The organism is Sediminicoccus sp. BL-A-41-H5, assembly GCF_050632405.1.
Taxonomy (GTDB): Bacteria; Pseudomonadota; Alphaproteobacteria; order Acetobacterales; family Acetobacteraceae; genus Roseococcus.
The window spans coordinates 2,904,640-2,928,233 of the sequence record NZ_CP192601.1 but is presented as its reverse complement, the minus strand read 5'-3'; the positions used below and the strand labels follow the sequence as shown (position 1 = coordinate 2,928,233).

The following is a 23,594-nucleotide window of genomic DNA, read 5'->3' as shown; positions in this document are numbered from 1 at the left end:
TGGCTCGTAGGTTGCTGACAAATGGTCAGCGAGCACCGAGCGTAGGACACTGCTCCGTCCATGCGGAGGCTTCGCCATCCAGGAGGCGCTGCAGAAGCGGTGCAGCCTTACCGTCCAAAATGGCCTCTACCAGATCCGGCGCCAGCAGCGTCAGATTGAGCGCCCGCCCAATATAGGCGCGGTCGACTCCCTCCGCCTTCGCCAGTTCCCGGACCGAGGCGTAGCGGCCGCCCTCCAGCATCCGGCGCCACCGAAACGCCCGCGCCAGCGCCTTCACCAGTGCCGGATCGCCCCGTGTGACTGCCACCCCTTCCGCCTCGCCCGCCCGAACCGGCGCCCCATCCGGCCCGATGATCTGCTTGCGCCCACCGCGGCGCCGAATGGTCAGCGGCACCATCACCGTCACACTGCTCATGCTGCCAGCGCTCCCTGCTTCGCCGTCATGTCGCGCGCCAGCCCGGCGATCCCCTCCAGGTTCAGCTTGATCTCCGCCCCGACGTCACTGACCGTCACGCGCTCCACCAGCTGCCGCACGATCCGCTCCTGCTCCGCGGGGAACAACTCCTCCCACAGCGGATCAAGCCGGCCCAGCGCCTCGCGGCATTCGTCCTCGGTCACGTCCGGCGCTTGGGCCTGCGCGGCGCGCCAGGTGCCCACCACCACCTCCGGCTGGCGCAGCAGCGCGCGCACCTGCTCCATCACCACCGCCTCGATCTCCCCAGCCGGGAGGCGCCGGTAGGTCGCGTCATTCGCGCCACCCTGCAGCACGGCCTGGCTGACATAATAGCGGTAGAGCCGCCCCTTCTTCCGGGTGTGTGTGGGCGATAGCGCCCGCCCGTCGGCCCCGAACAGCAGCCCGCGGAGCAGCGACGCTGCCTTACCGCGCGACCGGCCTGCCCGAACGCGTGGGCTCTCTTGCAGGATGGCATGCACCCGGTCCCACAGTTCCTGCGAGACAATGCCGGCATGCTCGCCAGGATAGGATGTGCCTTTATGCACGGCCTCGCCGAGATAGACCCGGTTGACCAGCAGCTTGTAGAGCGCGCTCTTATCAAAGGGTTTGCCCGTTTTGGTGACGAGGCCCTCGGCGCGGAGGATCACCAGCAGCTTCGTGCCGGAGCCGATTTCCGCAAAGCCCTCGAACACGCGGTTGACAGTGGCGGCACCCACTTCGTCCACCAGCAGCTTCCGGTTCTCGACGCGATAGCCGAGCGGCACCGGGCCACCCATCCACATGCCGCGCGCGCGGGACGCCGCGACCTTGTCCCTCACCCGCTCGCCGATTAATTCACGCTCATACTGTGCAAAGCTGAGCAGGATGTTCAGCGTCAGCCGGCCCATGCTGGTGGTGGTATTAAAGCTCTGAGTGACCGACACAAACGTGACGTCGTGCTCGTCGAAGGTCTGCACCAGCCTGGCGAAGTCCATCAGCGAGCGGGAGAGGCGGTCAATCTTATAACAGACGATGACATCAACGAGGCCCGCTTCGATGTCGGCCAGCAGCCGCTTCAATGCGGGACGCTCCAGCGTGCCGCCACTGACCCCGCCATCATCATAGCGATCGTGCACCAGCACCCAGCCCTCGGATCGTTGCGAGGCAATATAGGCCTCACAGGATTCCCGCTGGGCGTCGAGCGAGTTGAATTCCTTTTCCAGGCCCTCGTCGGTAGATTTGCGCGTGTAGACGGCGCAGCGCCGCTTGCGCAGCTTCGCCGGCATGGCGGCGGGATCATCGCGGCGGCTCATGCGCTGGCCTTCCGCAGGCCAAAGAATAACCAGCCATTCCAGCGCGTGCCGGTGATGGCGCGAGCGATAGCAGAGAGCGACTGATAGGGCCTGCCCTGCCAATCGAAGCCGTCGCGCGTCACGGTCACGACGTACTCGACGCCCTGATATTCGCGGATCAGCCGCGTGCCAGTGATGGGGCGCTGATCCTGGCGAATGCGCCGCAGGGTAATGTTGCGGCCGTCGATCTGCTCGCCCAGGGCCGCGAGCCGCTGGAGCGTCTCGGGCTTCAGGCCGCCATAGGCCAATTCCTGGACGCGATATGAAAGCCGGCTTTCCAAGAAGCGCCGATTGTACGGGGGTGGTTCGGCCCCAAAAAGCTCCCGCCACATCTGCTTGAGGTCCGGCGTCGTGGCAGTTTTGAGAGCCGCCAGCCGGCCCGGCACGTCCGGCTTGGGAATGGCGGGGATGATGAGCGCCGGCGTGCTGCCGGGCTTGAGCTTAGATGCGCGTGTCATGCAGATCTCCGGTTGGTCCGGGTTGCATGGAGGCGCTGGGGGGCCGGAAAGTGTAGCAACCTCTCTCCCCGATCCGCCACCTCACGCGCAGCTTCCTCGACGGTGCGGCTGCGCAGCCGCACCAGCCCCGCGGCCAGGATGCTGCACACCTCTCGGAGGTGCGGCGGCAAATGCTGGTTAATGGTCGAGGGATGGGACCTGGCGCTCATACCAAGTCCTACCCGCGGGCTCTGCCCGGTGTCTCACGCGGCCGGGCGGGCGAGAGCCTCCGCGTGCCGGCGCCACAGCAGCGTCACCTTGCGCTTCACCGTGCTCGGGTCCGGGAACTGGCCGCGCTTCGCGAACCAGGCCTCCATGCGCCGGATGACAGCCGCCTGCGTCTCCGGCATGCCCTCGACCTGCAGCATCACCGCCAACTCGCACCAGAACGCGTCCCAATCGTAGCGCGCGGGCGCGCCACGCTGGCCGAGCTGTGGAACAGCCGGCGGGGGCGCGGGTTCATAGGCAGCCGCCGCTTGTGCGGCTTCGAACCGCTCGAGCTCCGCATGCCGCACCACCAACCGGTCGCGCGGTACGATGAACTCCGCCGTCTCTTCGTTCGGCGCCCACACTGAGCGGTACCGGCCCGCGTCGGCCTGGAATGCTGTTACGGTCTGCGCCCCCTGCATCACCGCGGTCCAGGCATCCTGCGGCCACAGGTCCAAAGTGCCACTGAACCAGTACCGACGGTGCGGGATGTCGACGAACTGACCATCATCCACCTCGTCGACCTCCCCCTCTTCCAGCGGCAGTCGCGCCACCACGACCGAGAGGGTGATCTCTTCGCCGAGGGCGAAGTTCGCCAGATCCGCCTCGGTCACACCCCATCGTGTGCAGAGCTCGGCCAAGGCGTAGCAGGGCTTTCGGAGGACGCGTGGCGCCATGGCTAGCCTCGCCCCACAGCCCGCAGTCGCCGATAGGCCTGCACCACCTTCGCCATATCCTTGCGCATGTCGGGGGGCAGCCGCTCAGCCTCGACAAACAGATCGTCCAGCCGCACGCCAAGGATCGCCGCCGCCTTCTCGATCAGATCGTCGCGCGGCGGCTTTTCCTGGTCGCGCTCGATCCGTGACCAATAGGCGGGCGACACCCCAAGCCGCTCCGAGAAGTCATTGAGGCTGATCGCCAGCGCCTGCCGCTTCTCGCGCACCACCGAACCAAAGCTCACGAGTCCAGCCCTTCCTGCACCAGCCGGTAGCGGTTCAGCCGCACCCGAATGAACCCCTCTGAGACGCCGAAGTCGCCGGCAAGTGCGGCCACCACGCCCTCCACCGCCTCACTGGGATTGCCCCGCGCCAAGATGCGCGAGCCCTGCCGGCCGTAATGCGGGGCGTGTGCGGTGCGCAGCCCCTCGGCACGGGCGTGTACAAGCATCTGGAGATGCAGCGGCACCGGGGGCACCAGCAGCGCGCCCATAAATTCGTTGGCACGCCGCTCGGACAGCACGGCGCGCCGGTCCAGCAGCGCCTCGGGCAGCGCGGTGATGGCGCGGAACCGCCGCCCCGCCTCTCCGAGCGCCGCCGGCACGTCGAACAGCGCATGCCCCAGTTCGTGCGCTGCCGTGCTCAGCGCCAGCTCCGGCCGCCCTTCCACCATCGGACCGTTGACCGATACCAGCGCCGTGCCCGGCATGTCGGGGTCCGTCTCGCACACGCCCAGCACGGCCAGACCGGCATCGTCATGCACCGCCTGCGCCAGTTCCCATGCAACGCGCACCGGGCGGTCGTTCACCACCAACTCGGACGAGCGTCCGACGAGCCGGCACATATCAACGGCCGGGGACTCGCCCGGCGCGCGCAACTGCCGTCGCACCTGCGCAGCGACGGCCCATAGCGCCTCGCGGGACAGAGGATGCGGGGCGGCGGAGCCGGCGGAGTGCGGGTAGCTGACGACGAGAGGCATGGGCTGAGGTTGCCGATGATTTGACCTTTTGGTCAATGTCTATGTTCTCTTCTTGTTCGCATATCCCCGCTATCCACAGCCGCGCGCCCGCAATGTGTAGGGCAGAAATCGGGGCAGGTCGTCAGAGGGATCGGACGTCAAGGTCATAGAAAACATCGACTTTGCCGTGGTGCAGAAATGCCGCCGGGCATTTGCGCCCCATTCCGCCCCTTTCCGCCTCCACCCTCCATGACGGCATCTGTTTGCATCTCTGGGTCATCCAGATCCCGGTGCCGCCATGCCCACCAGCCTGACCCTCACCGCCCTCCATCGGCTCCGTCCGATCCTGCGCCGCGAGTCGCGCCGCACCCTCCGCTTGGCCCGCCTCCCGGGGCATGACCGTGAGGATGTCGAGCAGGAGATGGTGCTGGACCTATTGGCACGGCTCAGCTCCTTCGACCCTGAGCGCGGCAGCTTGGAGGCCTTCGCGACCGTCTGCTTTCGGCACCGCGGCTACCGCCTCGCCCAGCAGGCTCAGCGTGACCGGCAGCGTCAGCATCTCACGGCCTTCGACGAAGTGGACGCCGGCAGCAGTGATGCCGGCGGTGATGAGACGCTTACACTGGCCGAGATCCTGCCCGAGGCCGCGGGACTGGGCGCGTGGTGGGGCCAACCCACCGACGCGGTCGCAGCCCTCGAGCGCCGCATCGATCTCGATCGCGCGGCCCCAGTCATCGACCCGCGAGACCGCTCCCTCTGTGCCGAACTCTCCGCGATCGCGCCGTCCGCCGCGATCGCGGCCGCGGGCACCTCCCGCGCCACCGCCTATCGCCGCATCGCCGAAATGCGACTGCGCCTCTTTGCCGCCGGCATCGCCACCGCGGCGTGAGACGGATCCCGCTCCCCCTGCGTAGGACCTGGTATGAGCAACATCGCATCCCTGGCGCCCGCCGCGGCGTCGCCGTCCTGGAGCCCCGCTCCGCCCCTCACCGAGGCAGCGCTCTGCCGCTGGCTCGGCGCCGCCGCACCGGGTGACACCATCACCTATTTCCGCGGCACGCTGGCCCGCAGCCTCTGCCCGCAGCTCGCCCTGCTGGACAAAGCAGAGCGAGTGGCCCTGACCCAGCTCGCCAGCCGCGCCTGGATGCTCTGCGAGCAGGGCCTGGCGCATCTCGTGCAGCGCCGCCGCGGCGTGGAGGACTTCGAGTACCTCCTCATCGCTCGCCGCCGTCCTCGTCGCTCCGGCACCTCCCTGCTGCCGCAGATCCTGGTGGAGGCCGCCTGATGAACGCGCCCTCCAACCGTCCCACGCTCGACGCCCTGCGGCACATGCCCGTGGCTGACCTCATCGCGCTCCCCGCCGAGCATCTCGCCTTGCTGCAGACCGACAGCGCCGACGCGCTGGAGGCCGCGCGTCAACTCCATGACTGGCTGAACGCTGCCATCGCGCTGCGCTACGAGCAGCGCGCCATCGCCGCACGCGGTGTCGCCGGCAAGGACACCGGCATCGTCCGTTTCAAGGACGGCAGCGTCGAAGTCGCCGTCGACCTCCCCAAGCGCGTCGAATGGGACCAACGTCGCCTTGCCGCGCTGTCCGAGCAGATCCGCGCTGGCGGCGAGGACCCGGGCGACTATGTCGAGCTGACCTTCAAGGTCTGTGAGCGCGCCTATACCGCCTGGCCAGAGCGCATCCGGCAGGCTTTCGAGCCGGCCCGTACCGTGCGCACCGGCCGGCTCACCTATCGCCTCTCCATCCTGTCCGAGACGGCGCTGCGCGACAGGCTGCACGGCGCCGACTTCCTCCCGCTGCAGGGAGGCCGCTGATGAACCTGCGAATTATCACCGCCGACGAGCGCCAGGCCGAGCAGCGTGGCATCAAGGCTTGCATCTTCGGTGGAAGCGGCCAGGGCAAGACCAGCCTGCTTTGGACCCTGCTCGCCAGCACCACGCTCTTCATGGACCTGGAGGCAGGCGATCTTGCGGTCGAGGGCTGGGGTGGCGACACCATCCGCCCGCGCACCTGGCAGGAATGCCGCGACTTCGCCGCCTTCATCGGCGGGCCGAACCCTTCGCTGCGTGACGACCAGCCTTATTCCCCGGCGCATTACGCCGCCGTCTGTCAGCAGTTCGGTGATCCGGCTTTGCTCGCCCGCTATGAGACGCTGTTCATCGACAGCATCAGCGTTGCTGGCCGGCTCTGCTTCCAGTGGTGTCGCGGCCAACCCGAGGCGTTCTCTGAAAAGACCGGCAAGGCTGACATCCGCGGCGCCTATGGCTTGCATGGGCGCGAGATGATCGCCTGGCTCACGCATCTGCAGCACACACGCGGCAAGAACATCATCTTCGTGGGAATCCTCGACGAGAAGCTCGACGACTTCAACCGCAAGGTCTTCGTGCCGCAGATCGATGGCAGCAAAACGGGCCTCGAGTTGCCCGGTATCGTCGATGAGGTACTCACGCTGGCCGCGATCAAGGACGAGGCGGGCCAGCTTCGCCGCGCTCTCATCTGCCAGACGCTGAATCCCTGGGGCTATCCCGCGAAGGATCGCAGCGGCCGGCTCGATGTGATTGAGGAACCGCATCTCGGCCGCCTCTTCGAGAAGATCCACGGCCCCGCCCGTCCCGTCGCCGAGCGTCTCGCGCTGCTGCCGCCGCCGCTCGCGCTAGCCGCCCCCTCCGACCTCCCCCCCCCCTGATCCGAGGAGAAGCATCATGGCTTCCTGGAACGATTACAACGACGCCCAGTCAAACACCAACCTGATCCCCAAGGGAACGCTGGTGAAGGTCCGCCTCACCATCCGCCCCGGCGGCTTCGACGATCCGAGCCAAGGCTGGACGGGTGGCTATGCCACGCGCAGCAGCGCCGGCGCGGTCTACCTCAACGGTGAATTCACCGTGCTGGAGGGGCCCTACGCCAAGCGGAAGATCTTCACGCTGATCGGCCTCTACAGCCCGAAGGGGCCGGAATGGGCGGGAATGGGCCGCAGCTTCCTGCGCGGCATGCTGAACTCCGCGCGCGGCATCTCCGACAAGGATGTCTCGCCCCATGCCCAGGCGGCGCGCCGCATCGGCGGCTTCGCGGATCTCGAAGGGTTGGAGTTCCTGGCCAAGATCGACCACGGCACCGACGTCGGTGGCGAGGCCAAGAGCGAAATCCGCATGGCGGTGACCCCGGATCATCGGGATTACGCTCAGGCGATGGGGCAGCAGACGGCACAGGCTGGGTACGCGCCGCCGGCACCCGCTTATGCACCGCCCGCCATGCCGGTCATGCAGCAGGGCGCCTTCCCGGCTCCGACGCCGCAGCCCGCCGCGGATGCGGACCCGCGTCCTGCCTGGGCGCGCTGAGGGAGGGCCGCACCAGCATGATGCTCCGCCCCCGCCAGAAGCTTTTCGTCGAGCGCAGCCTCCGTGCGCTCGACACCCATGGCAACACTCTCGGCGTCGCTAGCACGGGTTGCGGCAAGACGATCATGCTGTCGGCCGTGGTGGGCAAACACATCGGTGGGGGCGGCGCCAAAACCGCCGTCCTCGCGCATCGGGATGAGCTCACCGCACAGAATTTGGCGAAGTTCCGTCGCGTGAACCCGGGCATTGCCACCTCGATCGTGGACGCCAGCCAGAAATCCTGGGGCGGCCAGGTCACCTTCGCCATGGTGCCGACGCTGACGCGCGCGGCCAATCTGGACGCCATGCCGGCGCTGGACCTGCTGGTGATCGACGAGGCGCATCACGCCGTCGCAGACAGCTACCTCCGCATCATTGATCGCGCACGCCAGCGTAATCCGGCCTGCCGTATCTACGGTGTCACCGCCACCCCGAACCGTGGCGACAAGATCGGGCTGCGCCAGGTCTTCTCCAACGTCGCCGACCAGATCCGGCTTGGCGAACTGATCGCCTCCGGCCACCTGGTGCCGCCCCGCACCTTCATCATCGATGTCGGCGTCCAGGATGAGCTCCGCGCCGTCCGCCGCAGCGGCGAAGATTTCGACATGGGCGAGGTCGCCCGCGTGATGGATACGGTGCCGGTCACCGACGCAGTGGTGAAGCATTGGCAAGAGAAGGCTGGCGGCCGCCAGTCCGTGGCCTTTTGCTCCACCATCGCCCATGCCGAACACGTGGCCGCGGCCTTCAATGCGGCCGGCGTCCCCACCGTCATGGTAACCGGCGACATGCCGGAGGGGGAGCGGCGCTCCGTCCTGGCCGCCTATGCCCGGGGCGAGGCGCGCATCGTCGTGAATGTCGCGGTGCTGACCGAAGGATGGGACCACCCGCCCACCTCCTGCGTCATCCTGCTGCGGCCCAGTTCCTTCAAATGCACCATGATCCAGATGGTCGGTCGCGGCCTGCGCACCGTGGACCCCATGGAGCATCCCGGCATCGTCAAGCGCGACTGCATCGTGCTCGATTTCGGCACCTCCTCGCAGATGCATGGCTGCCTGGAACAGGATGTCGATCTCGACAGCGAACCCGGCAAGGGTGAGCCGCCCACCAAGACCTGCCCCTCCTGCGATGCTGAGGTGCCCATCGCGGTGATGGAGTGCCCGATCTGCGGTCACGCCTTCGAGCCCCGCGGGCGCGAGGTGGCTCCCCTTTCCGATTTCATCATGACGGAGATCGATCTGCTCCGCCGCTCCCCCTTCCAGTGGTGCGACCTATTCAGCGACGACGCGGCGCTGCTGGCCAATGGGTTCAACGGCTGGGCGGGCATCTTCTTCTTGAATGGCGCCTGGCACGCGGTCGGCGGCGCGAAGGAGGAGCGGCCGCGCCTGCTGTCCATCGGCGAGCGGCTGGTGGCGCTGGCCGCGGCAGATGACTGGCTGAACGCGCACGAGACCGATGAGAGCGCCCATAAGAGCAAACGCTGGCACCGCGAGCCGCCGACTGAACGGCAGCTCATCCACCTCCCGCCCGAGGCTCGCGCTGATCTCGGCATGACCCGCTACCAGGCCTCGGCGCTGCTGACCTTCAAGTTCAACCGCCAGGTCATCCGCAGGCTGGTGCGCAACGCCCAGCCCGCGACGCTGGGCCAGGCCGCATGACCGGCCATGCGCAATCCCGTCCCGCCCTGCGCCATCTGTCACCACTCCGCGCGCGGCTTTGGCTGGTTCGATCCAACACGGCGGCGGCCGCCACGCCCCACCGCCTTCTTCTGCAGCATGCCCTGCCAGGCGCTGTGGACCACCCTTGCCGCCAGGAGCTCCCCCGCCGTGGTTGACCTTAATGAACAGGAACAGGCCGCCATCCGCGCCACCATGCGCCCGCTGGGCGAATGCCTGGGCGAGATCGGTTGGCAGACGCGCCTCATCGATCTGACCGCGCCCCAGGTCCTGACGCTGATCGAGGTCGCCGTGGGCGGCTTCCAGGACACGATGCAGGCCACCGCACAGCAGGCGAACGCCCCGCACCGCCCCCTCAGCGCCGCGGATGCGCCCTTCTGATGCTGGATCTCAACAGCCGCAGCCAGACGTCAGAGCACGTCAATGCCGCCATCGATGCCGCGCTGGTCGCGGGCAACGCGGCATCGCCGCCGCGCAGCTACCTGGGCGGCTCCCGCCTCGGCCATGCCTGCGAGCGGGCGCTGCAATTCGAATTCGTGAAGGCCCCGAAGGATGAGGGGGCCGACTTCGACGGTCGGCTTCTGCGCATCTTTGGGATTGGGCACGCGCTGGAGGATGTCGCCGTCGCGTGGCTCCGCGGCGCCGGCTTCGAGCTGTTCACCCGCCGTGGCGGTGGCGACCATGGCGCGCAATTCGGCTTCTCCGTCGCCGGCGGTCGCATCCGCGGCCATGTCGATGGCGTCCTGGCCGGCGGCCCCGCCATCCCCGGCATGGCGTTTCCCGCGCTGTGGGAATGCAAAACCATGAACGCGAAGTCCTGGCGCGAGACGGCCGGCAAGGGCGTTGCAGCCAGCAAGCCGATCTACGCGGCGCAGATCGCTGTCTACCAGGCGTACATGGACGCCAGCGTCCCAGGCGTGGCGGACAATCCGGCGCTGTTTACCGCCATCAACAAGGACACCGCCGAGCTCCATCACGAGCTGGTGCCGTTTAATGCGGAGCTGGCGCAGCGCATGTCGGACCGCGGTGTCCGCATCCTGGCCGCCACCGACGCTGGCGATCTGCTGCCACGTATCGCCGCCAAGCCAGACCATTTCGAATGCCGCTTCTGCCCCTGGGACAAGCGCTGCTGGAGGCTGCAGGCATGAGTGCATGGAACGACTTTAACGACGCAGCGAGCCTCCCCTGGGACGAGGCCGGAGCGACGCTGAACCACGGTGCCATGGCCATCTTCCTGGAGGTGGTGTTCGGCTATTGCGACGGGCTGATCCCGGTGCGCGGCTTTGTGGACCAAGGCCAAGGCCTCGACACCAAGCCCCACAACATCTGGATCCCAGCCGATCGCCACGCTGCGGAGAGCCTTGCGGCCTACGCCACCTGGGCCGCGCGCGAAGGCAGCGCCGTCTATGTCATCCCCGGCACCGTCGCAGAGCACGGCCAGGCACGCGCCGAGCATGTCCAGCAGATGCAGACACTGGTGGTCGATCTCGACGCTGGCGACATCGAGGCCAAGCTGGCGCACCTCGTCCAACACCTGGGCGCGCCGACCCTGCTGGTGGAAAGCGGCGGCCGCACGGCCGAGGGCGCCGCCAAGCTGCATGTATGGTGGCGGCTCACCGAGCCGGCCGAGGGCACGGAGCTGGCTCGCCTCTGCGCTCTGCGCGGCGAGATCGCCGATAAGGTGGGCGGCGACACGCATTTCCGATCTGCGCACCAGCCCATCCGCGTCCCAGGGACGGTCTATCGCAAGCACGGCGTCGAGCGGATCGTTTCCATCCGCAGCCACGATCCACGCCGCGAGCTGGACCTCGCCGAATTCACGGAGGCCGTCGCCGGCATGCCTTTCCTGCCGGGCCAGGAGCGCAGCCAGGCGGCCCCACAGGGCGACCGGCCAGGCCTCGACGCCATCCTCACCACCCCGGTTCGCGAGGGCGCCCAGGACGCCTGGACGCGCTTCCAGGGGGCGAGCGCCGCCATCGGCCACTTCATCCGCATGGTCCATGAGGGCCGCATCACCGGTGACGAGGGGTGGGAGGCCATCTGCCAGTACAACGCCGCCTGCCTGCGCCCCACCTGGCCATTGGAGCGGCTCAAGGCCGAGGCCGATGCGCTCTGGGCCCTGCACGTCGGACGCAACGGGCCGGCGCTTCTCCGCGCCAGTGACGCACCACCCGCCGCTGTCCCAGCCCACACCCTGGGCGACCTGCTCGACGACACCTCGCCGATGCCCGACGATCTGATCGGGCCGCGCCTGCTGACCCCGGGCGGGATGCTGGTGCTCGGCGGCGCGCCGAAGGTGGGCAAATCCGATTTCCTGATCAGCCTGCTGGTACACGCTGCAGCCGGCGCACCGTTCCTGCGCTTCAAGGCTCCGCGCCCGCTCCGGGTGTTCTATCTCCAGGCGGAAATCCAGTACCACTACCTGCGCGAGCGTCTGCAGCAGCTGAGCCTGGATCCCGGCGTAGTCGCACGCGCCCGTGACACCCTCGTCGTCACCCCCAAGCTCCGCATGCTGCTCGATGACCAAGGCGTGTCCCTCGTCGCCGCCGCCATCCGCGCGGCATTCCCCGACGCGCTGCCGGACATCATTTGCATCGATCCCATCCGCAACCTGTTCGATGGCGGGCCCGCGGGCGAAGGTGAGAACGACAACGGGGCGATGATGTTCTTCCTGCAGAGCCGCGTCGAAGCTCTGCGCGACCTGGTTGCCCCCGAGGCGGGCATCATCCTGGCCCACCACACCAAGAAGCTCAGCAAGCTGCAGGTGAAGGACGATCCGTTCCTGGCGCTATCCGGCGCCAGCGCGCTGCGCAGCTTCTACACCTCCGGCATGATCCTGTTCCGCCCCGACGAGGAACAGACCCAGCGCGAGTTGCATGTCGAGCTGCGCAACGGCCCCGGCCTCGAGCCGATGCTGGTCGATAAGCGCGGCGGCGCATGGGTGGAACTCGATCGCCAGGGTGAGCGCCTGGTCAGGAAGGACATCGGCCGCAAGCTCGATGCCGAGCGTCTGCGCAAGCACGATGTGATCCTCGGTATCCTTCTCGATGAGGCCGCGGCTGGCCGCCTCTACGCCCTGATGCTGTTTGCGGAGACCTTCGAGAACAAGGTCGGGCTGGGCAGCAAACACACGATCCGCGAGCGGTTGAGCGTGCTCGCCACGAAGGGCTTTGTGAAGTTCCGCCGCGACGGAACGGAGTTTGGGCATGAAGTCGTTCGGTCGCGCTTCGGGTATCTCTGCGTCGAGGGCATGACCTTCGGCCCCGATGTCGAAACCGTGGATCCGGACACCGGCGAGGTGACCACCAGGGTCCGCCGCGTCCTGCCCAGCCACTTCAAATGCCCCCTGTCCGGCACCTGCATGGAGGTCGAAAATCCGGAGGTCTGGGTCTACCCGGATGGCGTTTTGGAAGGCCTCACTCCTGAGGAGTTAGGCCTAACTCCTCACTCCTCCCGGAAAACAAAGTCATGAAAACAATGACTTGTGAGGACAGAGGAGTTAGGTCCCTCACTCCTCCAATTTCACACCTAACTCCTCTTTTCGTGTTGTTTTTCAATGCACTAAACATGATGGAGGAGTTAGGTGTTGTACCCGCCCCCCTACGGGGGGTGTGCGTGCGCGTCCCAAAGACGCGCGCACACCACATCCGGGGGCGCCTGGTTCGGGTCCGCGGACCACCACCCACCAGGGTCAATCCACCCAAAGCCGGGCAGCGACGACGAGCTCCGCCAAGAACCGCGCCGTCGCCGCCCTCACCAGGATCATCCCCTCTCGGAGACCACCATGGATTTCCCGACTCTCACCACGCCCGCCTCGCATGCAAGCACCACCTTGCCCGATCCCAGTCTGTACCGGCCGCGTAAGCCGGGCATCCTCGCCCTCGATCTCGGCACCACCACCGGCTGGGCCCTGCGCTTCGGCGACGGCGGCACGACCTCCGGCACCATGACCTTCAAGCCCGGTCGCTTCGAGGGCGGCGGCATGCGCTATCTCCGCTTCACCGACTGGCTCGTCGAAATCGCCATGCATGCGCACGGCCTCCGGCGCGTGGTGTTCGAGGAGGTGCGCCGGCACGCCGGAACGGACGCCAGCCACGTTTACGGCGGCTTTCTCGCCACGCTGACCTCGTGGTGCGAGGAGCACGAGGTGCCCTACGAGGGCGTTCCGGTCGGCACGATCAAGCGCTACGCCACTGGCAAGGGCAGCGCCAACAAGGCAGCGATGATGGAGGCCATGCGGGCACGCGGCTATCTACCGGCCGATGACAACGAGGCGGACGCCATCGCCTTGCTCCTCTGGGCCACCGATCCCACCGGAGGCCGCGCGTGACCATGCATGGCGCACCCCAACCGCCCCGGTCCTGCCTCGACCGCGGCACACGCAGCCCGATCAACGACACCGAGGTGAACGCCATGCGCGCCGCCGCCTGGCATCGCCACGGCGTGGCCGCGATCCCGGTCGAGGACATCATCGATCCCTGGTTACGCCAGGCCATCACCAACGAAGCAAACCGACGCTGGGGGCGTCGCAACCTGGAGAACCGTCATGGCCGGTAAGCGCAAGGCAAAGCAGGTAATCGAGGATCTATCGAAGCCCTCGAAGTGGCGGCTGCAACATGGCGGCTTCTCGGAACCGATCCGCGCATCAGATCCAGAGACGGGGTCGCCCGTGCAGCATCGCCGTGCGGTGGACACACTGGGCATGATGCTGGCCAGTGGCAGCATCACGCCCCAGATGCACGAAGCGGGCGAGGTCTTCCGCGGGCTGTTCCGCGCCGCCTGCTTCGACAGCATGTCGACGTCGCAGCTCCTGCGCATCCCTGGCTCCCGTGTCGACACGCTCTCCACCATGCAGATCGAGGCCCGGCGCCGTGTGGCCGCGGCACTGGATTTACTCGGTGGGCACGAAAGCCCCTGCGGCTCTTGCGCATGGTTCGTCGTTGGCCTGGAGTTTTCGGTCCGTGAGTGGTCGATGCGCCAGGGCTGGGCAGGACGGACGGTGCATGGCCCTGTCGGGCAGGGCATCCTGGTCGGCACGCTGGGTACGCTGGCCATGCACTTTGGCCTCACGCCGCGGGCGAAGGCAGCGTGATGCAGCGTGGCCGGGGCGAGCTGCATTCGCCCCGGTCATGCTGTTACAATTCACCCTCTGGCGGCACCGAAATCGATAAGTCTAAAGTCAAGACACGTAGAGAAGGTGCGTCGAGCGCCAGCGCTGCTTTCCATCTCCAGGGTCCTTCCTGGCCTCGCTGTATGCGGGGAGCAGCAGCGCGCGGCATTCCTAGCGCGAGGCTATTTTTCCAGGTTGCCACGGCGCCACGTTGCCAGCCCCGTCAGGCGGCACCTTTCACCACCACCATCGATTTCAGCAGGTGCGCATGCCCCAGGCTCCATGGTCTGCGAGCGCCGTTGAGGCGCGCGCGGTCGTCGCATTGCTGCCCTATGCCGGCAACGCGCGCACGCATTCGGCCGAGCAGGTGGCGCAGATCGCGGCCAGCATTCTCGAGTTCGGCTTCGTGGCGCCGGTGCTGGTCGACGAGCGTGGCCAGGTCATTGCCGGCCACGGCCGCCTGCAAGCAGCCAAATCCCTGGGCCTGGAGACGGTCCCTACCATCACCCGCTCCGGCCTGACCGATGCGCAGAAGGCCGCTTACCGCCTGGCGGACAACCGCATCGCCCTGAACGCCGGATGGGACGAGGCACTGCTCGCCGCCGAGGTGGCGAAGCTGCAGGAGATGGGCGGTCTCGATCTGGCGCTGACTGGCTTCGATGCTGGTGAGCTCGATCGGCTGCTGGCCGGCATGGAGCCGGTGGCAACGGACCCTGGCAACGGCGCCCTTGCCAGCCCGACCGTTGCCAGCAGCGATGCCCCTGGCAACCACGCGACGACGGACGACCCTGCGGACGCCGAACCGGAGCCACCGCGCCAAGCCGTCACGCGGCCGGGCGACCTTTGGCTGCTGGGCGAGCACCGCCTGCTCTGCGGCGACAGCACCGACGCCGCCAGCGTGGCGCGTGTCATGGGCGCGGACCATGCGGCGCTGCTGTTCACCTCCCCGCCCTATGGAAACCAGCGGGACTACACGACCGGCGGCGGCACCGATTGGGACGCCCTGATGCAGGGCGTGTTCCAGCATCTTGACGCGGCCATGGGGCCGGACGGCCAGGTGCTGGTGAACCTTGGCATGATCCACCGCGACAGCGAGTGGATCCCGTATTGGGCCGGGTGGCTCGACTGGATGCGCGCCCGCAGCTGGCGCCGGTTCGGGCTTTACACCTGGGACCAGGGGCCCGGCCTACCTGGCGATTGGAATGGCCGCCTCGCACCCGCCTTTGAGTTCGTCTTCCACTTCAATCGTCAGGCCCGGCAGGCGAACAAAATCGTCCCCTGCAAATGGGCCGGCACGCCCAACAAGGGCAGCGGGCTGCGCGCGGCCGACGGCACCATCTCGGAATACCAACATGCCGGGCTGCCGGTGCAGGATTTCCGGATCCCGGACAATGTGCTGCGCCTCACGCGCCATAAGGGCCGCGGCATCGAGACGGAGCACCCTGCGGTGTTCCCGGTGGTGCTGCCGGAATTCCTGATGCGCACCTACACCGACAAGGGCGAGGTCGTGTTCGAGCCCTTCGGCGGCTCAGGCACCACCATCCTGGCAGGCCAACGCACCGGCCGCCGCGTGCGGGCGATCGAACTGGCGCCTGCCTATGTCGACCTGGCAGTGGCGCGCTGGCGCATGCTGCATCACGACCGGCCCGTGACGCTGGCCGATGATAGCCGCGATTATGATGTCGTCGCCGCGGCCCGGATGGAGGTCACTGCCGATGCGGCCTGACCTTCAGATGGAGATGATGCCGGTGGCATCGCTCGCGCCCTATGCCGCCAATGCCCGCATGCACCCCACCGAGCAGGTGGCGCAGCTGGCGGCGTCCATCGCCGAGTTCGGCTTCAACGTGCCGGTGCTGGTGGATGATGCAGGTATGTTGATAGCTGGCCACGGCCGCGTGCTCGCCGCGAAAGCCCTCGGGCTGGCGGAGATTCCGGCCATCCGGCTCGGCCATCTGACCGAGGCGCAGGCGCGGGCCTTCCGGCTGGCGGATAACCAGCTGGCGCTGAATTCAACCTGGGACGAGAGCCTCCTCGCCGCCGAGCTGCGGGAACTGCGCGCTGACGAATTCGACCTCGGCCTCATCGGGTTCGACCAGGCGGCGCTGGATCGGCTGCTGGCTGACGCCTCCGGCGACGAGACGGGCGGCGGCAGCGGCGATCCCGATGCGCCGGCGCCCGAGCCACCGGTGGTGGCGGTCACCCGTCCAGGCGATCTGTGGCAGCTCGGACCACATCGCCTCCTGTGCGGCGATGCCACCAGCGCGGCGGACGTGGACCGCCTGCTGGATGGTGCGACCCCGCATCTGATGATCACCGACCCGCCCTATGGCGTGAACTACGATCCGGAATGGCGCAACGAGGCCGGCGTCTCGGCCACCATGCGCACCGGCAAGGTGGCAAATGACGATCGCGCCGACTGGCGCCAGGCCTGGGCGCTGTTCCCCGGCGACGTCGCCTATGTCTGGCACGCTGGCGTGCACAGCCGCACGGTGATCGAGAGCCTCGAGGCGACCGGCTTGGTGATCCGCAGCCAGATCATCTGGGCCAAGTCGCGCTTCGTGCTGGGGCGCGGCGACTACCACTGGCAGCACGAGCCCTGCCTCTATGCGGTCCGCAAGGGTGCCATCGGACACTGGCAGGGCGCGCGGGACCAGGCCACGCTCTGTGCCATCAGCAATGGTGGCGACGAGGACGCGGCCACGGTGCATGGCACGCAGAAGCCGGTGGAGTGCATGCGCCGTCCCATCATCAACAACAGCGCCGCCGGCGATGCAATCTATGATCCGTTCCTCGGCAGCGGCACGACGCTGATCGCAGCGGAGACCGCGGGCCGCGCCTGCTACGCGGTGGATATCGATCCGCGCTATGTCGATGTGGCAATCCAGCGCTGGCAGAACCTCACCGGCAAGGTCGCGGTGCTGGCGGGTGACGGGCGCATCTTCGAGGACCTTGCTGCTGTACGAAGCGGTCCCTAACGGAGGCAGCCATCAACGATTGTTTGTCCCGGACGCGCTCCAAGCGCATCTCTTGAATTGGCCAGGGAGAACTGTTGGCGCCAGCCGATCTCCGGAATCTCAGCAACGAACGTACGGGAATTGCTCCTGACTAGGGCATGTGCTGCGTTGACGACCGCCGCCTCTGCCGACCGCCCTCGTCCGAGCGAGAAGCCGTCATTCAAACCGAGTGGGTAATTACGGCCATCAACAACGATCTGAAGCGTTGTCTGACCGCCAGGGGTTCGGCCTCTCACCTGGACCGAAACAGACGGAGCCGGATCCATCTGACCGCCAGGGCACGCAAAGGCGACGTATGAATAGTCCGCTGTACGGATTATGGCCTCGACGGTTCCTTGAGCGAAACCGCTCGCCCATCTGAATTGCACCGGGCCTTGTTGCGCGAGGGCAGACGTTGCTGCTGTTGCTGCAACCAGAAGGCCGATGAACAGCGCCCTATCGATGGGAACGAAGCGGGAGCCTGGTACCGGCTCCCGCCGAGTCTTGCCCGATCCTGTCATTAAGTTCCTCCGCTGGTGACCGAAGTAGGCTGCTTGACGCAGCAGCCTACCGCAACCACTGGGCCAACCAATTAGCTCCCAGTTCGATACACGCTGTAGGAGCCCCGTGCGCCTTCCGTGTTCGGGCCGACCTGACGCACCCGCTCCATCACCTCGAGCGCGTGGCCCTTCTTCTTCAGTCCCGCCAGGAAGCCGCAGACCGTGTTGTTGTTCCAGCCTGTGCCCGCGGCGATCTGCGCGACCGTCGCGCCCGCGGGGCGGCGCAGCATGGCTAGCACCTGCTCCTGCTTCGCGCCTTCGCGCGCCTTGCGCGGCGCACCCGGCTCGCCAGCAGACCTACGTTCACCGGCTGGGCCTCGCGGGCGTAGCCGAACCGGCAGGGCCTTGCGGACCAGCAGGGCCGGCGGGGCCTCGTGGACCGGCTGGGCCAACGGGCCCAACCGCACCGGCCACGCCTTCCGGACCAGCTGGCCCCGCTGGTCCCTGTGGTCCCGGCCCGCGCATGCCGCCCACGGCGATACTCGTGAGCAGAGCTGTCACAAAAGCTACGGCGATGGTCCCACCGAGGGGGTTGGCGGCCATCCACTGCTTGAACTTATCCATGTCTCTCCCGGCAAATCAGATCGGCAGTCAGCACCGCGCCATCAAACCTTTTGGCTACGCAGCAAAAACCTTTAGCCCGGTTTATGCTCGTGGCCCACTGCGCCCCGCCCCGCCGTAACGCGCGGAAGTGGACGGATTAGTCTGCAAGCCGGGGATCTGGATGATCCCCGGCGCTTCCGATCATGTTCAGTGGCGTGGCTGAGATGCTTCACCCCGCCAGGGCATAAATTGTAAAGGAACCCTTGGCTCCGGTCTTGTTAGGGCCAACCATCCGCTCCCGCGATTTCACCTCGACCGCGTGGCCCTTCTTCTTAAGCCCAGCCAGAAAACCGCGAACCGTGTTGCCATTCCAGCCAGTGGCCTCGGCGATATGGGCGACGGTCGCGCCCTCGGGCCGGCGCAGCATGGCGAGCACCTGCTCCTGCTTGGTGCCCTCCCGCGGCTTACGCGGTGCGCCGCCCGCCCGCGACGTGCGCATGGCGTTGCCGGCGAGGGCTGCACGGAGGGCCTCAATGGCGCGGCTTATCGGGTTGTCAGTCGCGTCCTGCGCCGGGCTTGCGTCCCTGGCGGCCAGCACTGCCGCGGCGGCGTTGCGCAGGCTGGCGCGTGGCGTCGCGGCACGTTCGGCGAGGACCTGGTCGAGCATGGCGATCTCCTCCGTCAGGCGCGCGGCCTGGGCGGCTTCGTCGGCGGGCTCGGTGCTTCCCCCCGGCGTGGCGTCCGGCGCCACCATTGGCACCGTGTCGGCCACCGCGTCGCCCTCATTCGGGTCGATGCCGATGGCGCGCAGACCCTCGTCGGTGATGCGCGCCACGATCCAGGTGCCGTCATCGTCCTGGCGCCAGCCCAGCCCGACATGCTCCCGCGGCGCATTGATCTCGGTGAGCAGGTTGTTCTTGATCAGGCTGCGGAACACCCCGTTGCGGGCCGCGGCCGGCAGGGTCTTCGGTGCGCGGGCGAGGCCCATCTCATGCTGCGCGGCGGCGCTGAGGATCACGCGCTGTGTGTCAGAAAGCTGGTTCATCGTGATGGTCTCCGGTTCCGGGTGCCGGTCATCGGCCCCTACTGCCGGGAGCCCCGCCGGCGCTGCCGGTCGGGGCCGTGCGGGAGTGGCCCGCGTCAGGCTTCGTATTCGCCGCGGCGGAAATGCTGGTCCGCGATGTCCTTCAGCTTCGCCGTGGCATCCGAAAGCCAGGCGGCCTCGCCCCATAGGACCGTCTCGGGGTCCGCGCCGAAGTGGTCTTCGCTGGCCTGGGTGAGTTCGGCGAGCAGGGCGTCGAATTCGGCCTTCTTCGCCAGGAAGGCGGCCAGGCTGTTTTCCTGGTTGCGGGCGGCGCGGGCGGTGCGGTCGGTCATGCTGGTCTCCGTCGTGGTGCAGGGCGTGATGCTCTGCGTGTGACGGACCATTCGCGCTGTGCCGCGCCCGAGCCAAGCGCATCTCGCGCGCATCGAATTGCTAAGATCGGAGGGGTTCGATCACATCATGATCGCAGCCGCTTCCGATGCGCTGGTGCCCTCGCAGCGCGAGGTGGCGCGCCGGCTGGGCATCTCGCACACCGCCCTGCAGAAGGCCGCCCAGTCGGGCCGCATCGCGCAGGAGCCGGGCGGCGGTTGGGATGTCGAGAAGGTGCGCGCGCGGCTGGCCGCGAGCAGCGATCCGGCGCGAAAGACGGCGGCCATAGTGGCGCCGGTACCGGTAAAGCCTTCGCCCTCGCCACCGCCACCGCCGGCGCGGCCGGCATTCGTCACCCCGCCCATCCCGGAGCCGCTGCCCACGCCCTCCGCCGGCGGCAGCAGCTTCCACAATGCCCGCACCGCGAACGAGATGCTCAAAGCCCAGGAGCGCAAGCTCCGGCTCGATGAGCGTCGCGGCCAGCTGGTCGAGAAGGCCCGCGCGCTCATGCTGGTGCACCGGCTTGCCAAGGAGGAGCGCGATGCCATCCTCGCCTGGCCGGCCCGGATCGCCGCAGAGCTGGCGGCCGAACTCGGTGTCGATGCCCATCGGCTGCAGACGCTGATGGACGCTCGGCTGCGGCAGCACCTGGCCGAACGCAACGACGTCCGCGTGGCCGTCGCATGACGACCGGCGAGCAGATCATCGCCGAGCTCGGTAACTTCGACGGCGCAGCCGAGATCCTGCAGGCGTGGCGGGACGGCATGGCGCCGGAGCCGGCGCTGCTGGTCTCGGACTGGGCCGACAAGCACCGCATGCTCGGCTCCCGCGGCAGCGCGGAGCCAGGGCCCTGGCGCACCGCGCGCACGCCCTATCTGCGCGACGTGATGGATGCGCTCTCGCCGGCCCATCCGGCACGGCGGGTCGTGTTCATGAAAGGAGCGCAGGTCGGCGGGCCGCTTGCGCTCGACACCGCCATCCCAACTGCCGAGGGCTGGGCCACCATGGGCGGCCTGCTGGTCGGCGACACGCTGTTCGACGAGGCAGGGCGGCCGTGCCGTGTCACGGGGGTCTCGCCCGTGATGATTGGGCGGGAATGCTTTGGCATCACGTTCGACGATGGCACCTACATCGTGACAGATGCGGACCATCGCTGGCCGGTCCGGGACTTCACCAATACCGAGCAGCCAGCGCAACGCACGCTGCGCACCGCGGAGATGATCGGGCGTACCAAGATCGGCGTCAGCAAGCGCTATCGGTACGCGGTCGATTGCTGCGAGCCTGTCGTGCTTCCAGACCAGGATCTGCTGATCCACCCCTATGTCCTCGGCGTCTGGCTCGGCGACGGCTCTGCCACCATGAACCACATCAGCGTCGACGAAGACGATGCAGAGATCGCCAAACATCTGCGGGTATGCGGCGTCGACGCAGTTTTTCGCCTGCCGGCATGGCGGAAAGGGCGATGTGCAAACATCGTCATTGACCCCACCTTCCGGCTGATCGACGACGGCGCGACGCCGGCCCGGCTTCAGCATCGCTCGCGCTTCACCACGCATCTGCGCATGCTCGATGTGCTGGAGAATAAGCACATTCCTGCCGCCTATCTGCGGGCCAGTCGCGAGCAGCGGCTCGACCTAATCCGCGGCATGATGGACTCCGACGGCAGCATCACGCCGAACGGGAAACGCTGCGAATTCAGCAACACCGATCCCGGCCTGATCGAGGGCATCGTGGAGCTGCTCCGCAGCCTGGGCTACAAGCCGACGATCTACCAGGTCGCGTCGCGACGGCAGGTCATCAACGGGATTGATCGAGACTGCCTGAGCTACTCGCGCGTCTCGTGGACGGCATACGCCGAGGAGCCGATGTTTCGGCTCTCGCGCAAGCTGGCACGGATGCGCTCAATCGAGCGCGGCCGGCCGCTCAAGAGCCGCCGTAGACGCATTGTCAGTATTGAGCCGGTGGAAAGCGTCCCAGTGCGCTGCATCGAGGTGGATTCGCCCAGCCATCTGTATCTGTGCGGCGAGGGCTGGATCCCAACGCACAACACGGAGTGCGGCAATAATTGGATTGGCTACGTCATCCATCATGCGCCCGGCCCCATGCTGGCGGTGCAGCCGACGACGGAACTGGCCAAGCGCTTCTCCGACCAGCGGATTGATCCGCTGATCGAGGAGACGCCGGCCATCCGGCAGCGCGTGTCCCCGGCGCGCTCCAGGGACAGCGGAAATCGCCAGCTCAGCAAGGAGTTCCCCGGCGGCCAGCTGGTGATGACCGGCGCCAACAGCGCGGTCGGGCTGCGCTCCATGTCGGCGCGCTTCCTGTTCCTGGACGAGGTCGACGCCTATCCCGGCGACGTCGAGGGCGAGGGCGATCCCGTCGCGTTGGCCGAGGCCCGCGCCCGCACCTTCGGCTGGCGCCGCAAAACGCTGCTGGTTTCGACGCCCACCATCTCCGGCCTGTCGCGCATCGAGCGGGAATACCTCGCCTCCGACCAGCGGCGGTTCTTCCTGCCCTGCCCGCACTGCGCCGCGATGCAGTGGCTGCGGTTCGAGCGGCTGGTCTGGGAGAAGGGTGAACCGGACAGCGCCCGCTATCTCTGCGAAGCCTGCGACGGGGCGATCGGCGAGCAGCACAAAACGGCGATGCTGGCCGGCGGAGAGTGGCGTCCCACCGCCATCCCGCAGGATCCGCACGCCATCGGCTTCCACATCTCGGCGCTCTACTCGCCGGTCGGCTGGTTCTCCTGGTCGCAGACGGTGCGGGATTGGGAGGCGGCGCAGGGCGACGACCGCGCCATCAAGACGTTTCGGAACACCGTCCTGGGCGAGACCTGGCAGGAAAGCGGGGAGGCCCCGGACTGGCAACGGCTCTATGACCGCCGCGAGGAATGGCCCCCCGGCACAGTCGCAGCCGAGGGGCTGCTGCTGACCGCCGGCGTCGACGTCCAGCGCGACCGCCTGGAGGCCAGCATCTGGGCCTGGGCGCAGGATCGCCAGTCCTGGCTGGTCGAGCATCGCATCCTGGTGGGCAATCCCTTCGAGGCAGCAGTATGGGACGAGCTTCGGGCCCTGCTCGGCGAGACCTGGCGGCACATCTCCGGCCATCGGCTCGGCCTCGCCATGACGGCGATCGACAGCGGCGACGGCATGACGACCGCCGAAGTCTATGCCTTCGTGCGGCGGGCAGGCGCCGGCCGTGCCATCGCTGTGAAGGGCCAGGACGGACTGCGGGCGGCGATCGGCCAACCTTCGGCCACCGAGGTGCGGCGGAATGGCCGCAAGCTCGGCGGGCTGAAGGTCTGGCCCGTGGGCTCCTCTTTCCTCAAGGGCGAGACCTATGGCTGGCTGAAACTGGAGCGGCCGACCGCGGAGAGCGGCGATCCGTTCCCGCCCGGCTTCGTGCACCTGCCGCTGCACGCGGCCGGTGAGGAATTCTGCCGCCAACTCACCGCCGAACAGTTCGTCGCCCGCGCCGGCCGCAACGGCTTTCGCCGGCTGGAATGGGTCAAGACGCGCGAGCGCAACGAGGCGCTGGACTGCCGGGTTTATGCCCGCGCCGCTGCGGCGGCCCTCGGCATGGACAGCTGGGGCGACGGGCGCTGGGCGCGGATGGCGAATGCCTTGTCGCTCCCCGCCGCGGAACCCGCCGCACCGATCCATACCGACGGTGCTGCGCCGAACAGCACCACCACCACACGCCCGCGTGGCTGGCTCGCGCCGCGCAGCGGCTGGCTTCGCTGAGAGGAGGA

General features: G+C 67.8%; 25 protein-coding genes. 16 read left to right on the top strand and 9 right to left on the bottom strand.

Features of this window, described 5'->3' with window-relative positions:
- Positions 1–25 precede the first annotated feature (25 nt).
- From ACQ860_RS14335 to ACQ860_RS14310, 6 genes are all read right to left on the bottom strand, one after another.
- Positions 26–415 (bottom strand): hypothetical protein, encoded by a 390-nt coding sequence (locus ACQ860_RS14335; RefSeq protein WP_431304016.1) that lies wholly within the window; start codon positions 413–415, stop codon positions 26–28.
- Positions 412–1,746, bottom strand: coding sequence for a recombinase family protein (locus ACQ860_RS14330; protein WP_431304015.1), 1,335 nt, complete (start codon positions 1,744–1,746; stop codon positions 412–414). Before ACQ860_RS14330 ends, ACQ860_RS14335 begins: the two co-directional genes overlap by 4 nt.
- On the bottom strand, positions 1,743–2,243 hold the full coding sequence (locus ACQ860_RS14325) for a DUF2924 domain-containing protein (protein WP_431304014.1): 501 nt from the start codon (positions 2,241–2,243) through the stop codon (positions 1,743–1,745). The genes ACQ860_RS14330 and ACQ860_RS14325 overlap by 4 nt, the downstream gene beginning before the upstream one ends.
- Positions 2,244–2,485: 242 nt before the next feature.
- Positions 2,486–3,103, bottom strand: coding sequence for a hypothetical protein (locus ACQ860_RS14320; protein WP_431304013.1), 618 nt, complete (start codon positions 3,101–3,103; stop codon positions 2,486–2,488).
- 65 nt (positions 3,104–3,168) lie between these two features.
- On the bottom strand, positions 3,169–3,450 hold the full coding sequence (locus ACQ860_RS14315; RefSeq protein ID WP_407023755.1) for a helix-turn-helix domain-containing protein: 282 nt from the start codon (positions 3,448–3,450) through the stop codon (positions 3,169–3,171).
- The gene (locus tag ACQ860_RS14310; RefSeq protein ID WP_431304012.1) at positions 3,447–4,184 is read right to left on the bottom strand and encodes an ImmA/IrrE family metallo-endopeptidase; all 738 of its coding nucleotides are present in this window, start codon (positions 4,182–4,184) and stop codon (positions 3,447–3,449) included. The genes ACQ860_RS14315 and ACQ860_RS14310 overlap by 4 nt, the downstream gene beginning before the upstream one ends.
- 277 nt (positions 4,185–4,461) lie before the next feature.
- Between ACQ860_RS14310 and ACQ860_RS14305 the strand changes: the two genes are divergently transcribed.
- The 14 genes from ACQ860_RS14305 to ACQ860_RS14240 all read left to right on the top strand — a co-directional run bounded on the left by ACQ860_RS14305 (position 4,462) and on the right by ACQ860_RS14240 (position 17,308).
- On the top strand, positions 4,462–5,052 hold the full coding sequence (locus ACQ860_RS14305; protein ID WP_431304011.1) for a sigma factor: 591 nt from the start codon (positions 4,462–4,464) through the stop codon (positions 5,050–5,052).
- A 33-nt stretch (positions 5,053–5,085) separates the two neighbouring features.
- Positions 5,086–5,448 (top strand): hypothetical protein, encoded by a 363-nt coding sequence (locus tag ACQ860_RS14300; protein WP_431304010.1) that lies wholly within the window; start codon positions 5,086–5,088, stop codon positions 5,446–5,448.
- Complete coding sequence (locus ACQ860_RS14295) at positions 5,448–5,987, top strand: hypothetical protein (protein ID WP_431304009.1); 540 nt, start codon at positions 5,448–5,450, stop codon at positions 5,985–5,987. The genes ACQ860_RS14300 and ACQ860_RS14295 overlap by 1 nt, the downstream gene beginning before the upstream one ends.
- Positions 5,987–6,859, top strand: coding sequence for an ATP-binding protein (locus ACQ860_RS14290; protein ID WP_431304008.1), 873 nt, complete (start codon positions 5,987–5,989; stop codon positions 6,857–6,859). The genes ACQ860_RS14295 and ACQ860_RS14290 overlap by 1 nt, the downstream gene beginning before the upstream one ends.
- A gap of 16 nt (positions 6,860–6,875) precedes the next feature.
- Complete coding sequence (locus tag ACQ860_RS14285) at positions 6,876–7,511, top strand: hypothetical protein (RefSeq protein ID WP_431304007.1); 636 nt, start codon at positions 6,876–6,878, stop codon at positions 7,509–7,511.
- 17 nt (positions 7,512–7,528) lie between these two features.
- On the top strand, positions 7,529–9,205 hold the full coding sequence (locus ACQ860_RS14280) for a DEAD/DEAH box helicase (protein ID WP_431304006.1): 1,677 nt from the start codon (positions 7,529–7,531) through the stop codon (positions 9,203–9,205).
- Positions 9,206–9,373: 168 nt separating this feature from the next.
- Positions 9,374–9,604 carry a DUF6511 domain-containing protein gene (locus ACQ860_RS14275; RefSeq protein WP_431304005.1) on the top strand — a complete coding sequence of 77 codons (231 nt, stop codon included), beginning with the start codon at positions 9,374–9,376 and terminating at the stop codon, positions 9,602–9,604.
- Complete coding sequence (locus ACQ860_RS14270) at positions 9,604–10,371, top strand: hypothetical protein (protein ID WP_431304004.1); 768 nt, start codon at positions 9,604–9,606, stop codon at positions 10,369–10,371. The genes ACQ860_RS14275 and ACQ860_RS14270 overlap by 1 nt, the downstream gene beginning before the upstream one ends.
- Complete coding sequence (locus ACQ860_RS14265) at positions 10,368–12,695, top strand: AAA family ATPase (RefSeq protein ID WP_431304003.1); 2,328 nt, start codon at positions 10,368–10,370, stop codon at positions 12,693–12,695. Before ACQ860_RS14270 ends, ACQ860_RS14265 begins: the two co-directional genes overlap by 4 nt.
- Before the next feature lie 312 nt (positions 12,696–13,007).
- Complete coding sequence (locus ACQ860_RS14260; protein ID WP_431304002.1) at positions 13,008–13,553, top strand: crossover junction endodeoxyribonuclease RuvC; 546 nt, start codon at positions 13,008–13,010, stop codon at positions 13,551–13,553.
- Between the two features lie 2 nt (positions 13,554–13,555).
- Positions 13,556–13,780, top strand: a complete 225-nt coding sequence (locus ACQ860_RS14255; RefSeq protein ID WP_431305762.1) for a hypothetical protein — start codon at positions 13,556–13,558, stop codon at positions 13,778–13,780.
- Complete coding sequence (locus ACQ860_RS14250) at positions 13,770–14,315, top strand: hypothetical protein (protein WP_431304001.1); 546 nt, start codon at positions 13,770–13,772, stop codon at positions 14,313–14,315. The genes ACQ860_RS14255 and ACQ860_RS14250 overlap by 11 nt, the downstream gene beginning before the upstream one ends.
- A gap of 286 nt (positions 14,316–14,601) precedes the next feature.
- Positions 14,602–16,059: a site-specific DNA-methyltransferase gene (locus tag ACQ860_RS14245; protein WP_431304000.1), complete on the top strand. Its 1,458-nt coding sequence runs from the start codon at positions 14,602–14,604 to the stop codon at positions 16,057–16,059.
- The gene (locus ACQ860_RS14240; protein ID WP_431303999.1) at positions 16,049–17,308 is read left to right on the top strand and encodes a site-specific DNA-methyltransferase; all 1,260 of its coding nucleotides are present in this window, start codon (positions 16,049–16,051) and stop codon (positions 17,306–17,308) included. Before ACQ860_RS14245 ends, ACQ860_RS14240 begins: the two co-directional genes overlap by 11 nt.
- A 610-nt stretch (positions 17,309–17,918) precedes the next feature.
- Here the strand turns inward: ACQ860_RS14240 and ACQ860_RS14235 are convergent.
- From ACQ860_RS14235 to ACQ860_RS14225, 3 genes are all read right to left on the bottom strand, one after another.
- Positions 17,919–18,293: a DUF3489 domain-containing protein gene (locus ACQ860_RS14235; RefSeq protein WP_431303998.1), complete on the bottom strand. Its 375-nt coding sequence runs from the start codon at positions 18,291–18,293 to the stop codon at positions 17,919–17,921.
- 365 nt (positions 18,294–18,658) lie between these two features.
- Positions 18,659–19,474 carry a DUF3489 domain-containing protein gene (locus ACQ860_RS14230; protein ID WP_431303997.1) on the bottom strand — a complete coding sequence of 272 codons (816 nt, stop codon included), beginning with the start codon at positions 19,472–19,474 and terminating at the stop codon, positions 18,659–18,661.
- Positions 19,475–19,569: 95 nt separating this feature from the next.
- Positions 19,570–19,806: a hypothetical protein gene (locus tag ACQ860_RS14225; protein WP_431303996.1), complete on the bottom strand. Its 237-nt coding sequence runs from the start codon at positions 19,804–19,806 to the stop codon at positions 19,570–19,572.
- 127 nt (positions 19,807–19,933) lie between these two features.
- Here ACQ860_RS14225 and ACQ860_RS14220 point away from each other — a divergent pair, with 127 nt between their 5' ends.
- Positions 19,934–20,530, top strand: a complete 597-nt coding sequence (locus ACQ860_RS14220) for a hypothetical protein (protein ID WP_431303995.1) — start codon at positions 19,934–19,936, stop codon at positions 20,528–20,530.
- A complete protein-coding gene (locus ACQ860_RS14215; protein ID WP_431303994.1) occupies positions 20,527–23,586 on the top strand; it encodes a terminase gpA endonuclease subunit in 3,060 nt (1,019 codons plus the stop codon). The genes ACQ860_RS14220 and ACQ860_RS14215 overlap by 4 nt, the downstream gene beginning before the upstream one ends.
- Positions 23,587–23,594: the final 8 nt, after the last annotated feature.